3 protein-coding genes are annotated in these 2,508 nt (G+C 42.1%); 1 reads left to right on the plus strand and 2 read right to left on the minus strand.

Features of this window, described 5'->3' with window-relative positions:
• Positions 1 to 36: 36 nt before the first annotated feature.
• On the plus strand, positions 37 to 771 hold the full coding sequence (locus WB217_RS04760; RefSeq protein ID WP_423991136.1) for an amino acid ABC transporter ATP-binding protein: 735 nt from the start codon (positions 37 to 39) through the stop codon (positions 769 to 771).
• A 24-nt stretch (positions 772 to 795) separates the two neighbouring features.
• Here WB217_RS04760 and WB217_RS04765 read toward each other — a convergent pair whose 3' ends face one another.
• Positions 796 to 1,821, minus strand: a complete 1,026-nt coding sequence (locus WB217_RS04765; RefSeq protein WP_423991138.1) for an acyltransferase — start codon at positions 1,819 to 1,821, stop codon at positions 796 to 798.
• A gap of 182 nt (positions 1,822 to 2,003) precedes the next feature.
• Positions 2,004 to 2,375 (minus strand): hypothetical protein, encoded by a 372-nt coding sequence (locus tag WB217_RS04770; protein ID WP_423991141.1) that lies wholly within the window; start codon positions 2,373 to 2,375, stop codon positions 2,004 to 2,006.
• Positions 2,376 to 2,508: the final 133 nt, after the last annotated feature.

Consider the following 2,508-nt stretch of genomic DNA (forward strand, 5'->3'; position numbering starts at 1 on the left):
GTATCACGGTAGACCAGAGAGGAAAGGGGGATCTTCATGATTTCAATTAAAGGGTTAAAAAAATCATTCGACCAGCTGGAAGTTTTAAAAGGAATTGACCTGGACATAGAGAAAGGAAAGGTCGTCGTTATTATCGGACCATCTGGATCTGGCAAAACCACTTTTCTCCGCTGCCTGAATGTCCTTGAAACACCTACGGAAGGCTTGATCACGATTGGCGAGCAGAAAATGAACTTTTCCGCAAAGGCTGCGCCAAAAGCTGTTTCCACCTTCCGCCGTCTGACCGGGATGGTTTTTCAAGGATATAATCTCTTTCCACATATGACGGCACTGGAGAATGTAATGGAAGGTCCGGTTACGGTAAAAAAAGAGCCGAAGCTCAAGGCCCGCCAGAAAGCGGAATACTTCCTTGAGAAAGTCGGGCTCTCCGACAAAAAGGATTATTACCCGTTTCAGCTATCAGGAGGCCAGCAGCAGCGTGTCGGGATTGCAAGGGCGCTTGCGATGGAACCGGAGGTCATGCTATTCGACGAACCAACATCCGCATTGGATCCAGAATTGGTCGGAGAAGTTCTAAAGGTTATGAAAGATCTCGCCAACGAAGGCATGACCATGGTCGTCGTAACCCATGAAATGCGCTTTGCTCAGGAAGCTGCCGATGAAGTCATCTTCATGGACGGCGGCGTCATCGTCGAACGCGGCAAACCGGAAGATATCTTCACCAATCCAAAAGCCGAACGGACAAAACAATTCCTGCGCATGATTCAATAAGGAAGAGGAACATGGGGACGGTTCTCATGTTCCCTTTTTATGTTTAATGAAGCGCAAGATACGTCCCCATGCTTCATAGGTTAGATAGGATAAGGTGAAAACGAGAAATGCGTCGATGATGTTCAGCAGTAGATGATGGGAGCTTTGCTCGAGTCCTAATTTTTTGAACATCATGTCGTTCAGATCGATGAAGAAAACATGGATTGCATAGATGCCGAGCGCGTTGCCGCCGATTCTGGTTATGAATAATCCTTTTCCGAGCTGTGGGCTGCTTAATGCGAATGAAAACAGAAAAACGGTAAGAAAAATCGTTGATAGAAAATACTCTCCATGTTTTGCCTCTAACACTTTTTCAAATGCATAGCCTTCAGCGAATTGCAGGGCAGAGAAGCAGAAAAACCAAAAGAAGTATGTCTTCTTATTCAATGACCGAATGTTTGGCTTAGCAAAGGCAAACCAGAATCCTAAAGTGGTATAAAACAAGCTTATATATAAGGCGGCCCGGGTTGTGCTTACTGGCAATGGATCGAAAATGGAGTAGGATTGTCCAAACAGCCCCAAAAGGTTTAGGCAGAACGCGATTATCAGCAGCAGCTTTATTTTTTTCAGCCTGTAAAAGAAGTATAAAATGACGGTACTCCATACCAATGAAATCACAAACCACAATTGATAGCCGCTTGTTCCTTGCCCGTAGTAAAAGAGATTGAGCGGAGTTAATCCCTCTAAATACTTAGCAAGTTCACTAGAAACATTCCCCGCGTTCAGCAAAATCTTCATGACATCATAAGCCATATAAAAAACAAACCAGGTAACATATATTTTCAGGATTTTGATGGTGTATTTTTTAAAATAGGCCAACGATTTTGGAGTATTGATCACCTTTAATCCGAACAAATAACCAGAGGCGGCAAAGAAAAAAGGCACCGCAAATCTGGCAAAGTTATCGAGAATGAAATACCCAAGCTGATTGTCGCTCGGAAATGTGTGGATAATCACGACAGCCAGGATGGCAAAGAATTTTATAAAGTCGATCGCGTAGTTTCGTTCCATTTATCTGCCTCTAATCTTATTTATAATCGGTGCTTACATTATTTCCTGATTGTGGGGTCTTTATTTTTCAGGATTAGTTAAACTTTATTTTTGATAAACAGAAAGAAAATGGAGGGACCCTAATTGACGGTTCCCTCCAGTATGCTGAGCCAAAGTGAAAAGTTAACCAAAAGCCAAAGTGCTTATTCAGTGATGAATCGAAGGTACGCTTGCTCGTTCGAGAACTGATCATTTCGAATAAAATCTTCTGAAACAATGTAGGTTCCATACAAGCTGCCTTTTTTGATGTTGAAAAAGCAGACTTCTTTTAAAATCGGACTTTTCTGTGGCTTTATTGTATCCCTTGCAATTTCTACCCAACTATCATGATTCTGATTTGGATATTCTTGTGTAACTCGTTTTCCCCATATTGTCCCATCGCCCTTGACGATAATAGCGATATTGCGTTTCTGCAAATGACCAGGATTTATATGGGCCACAATTGGGTCTGCGTATGAGGCAATGAACCCGCCCACACAGTCTACCTGCTGTCGGTCAATAACTTGGTGAATCATGATGAGACACCCCCCTAAATCAAATTGTATTAATCTTCTATATATTAACATTTTTTCTCAGGAGTTTACTGGTGAATTGTGGGAAATACGTTTTGTAAATATCATTGGCTGGTATCAAATATCAAAAATTACC

The organism is Mesobacillus sp., assembly GCF_049588175.1.
GTDB lineage: Bacteria > Bacillota > Bacilli > Bacillales > Cytobacillaceae > Mesobacillus.

Coding starts and splice junctions, on each gene's coding strand:
- WB217_RS04760 (WP_423991136.1), top strand. CDS start 37: ATGATTTCAATTAAAGGGTTAAAAAAATCATTCGACCAGCTGGAAGTT.
- WB217_RS04765 (WP_423991138.1), bottom strand. CDS start 1,821: ATGGAACGAAACTACGCGATCGACTTTATAAAATTCTTTGCCATCCTG.
- WB217_RS04770 (WP_423991141.1), bottom strand. CDS start 2,375: ATGATTCACCAAGTTATTGACCGACAGCAGGTAGACTGTGTGGGCGGG.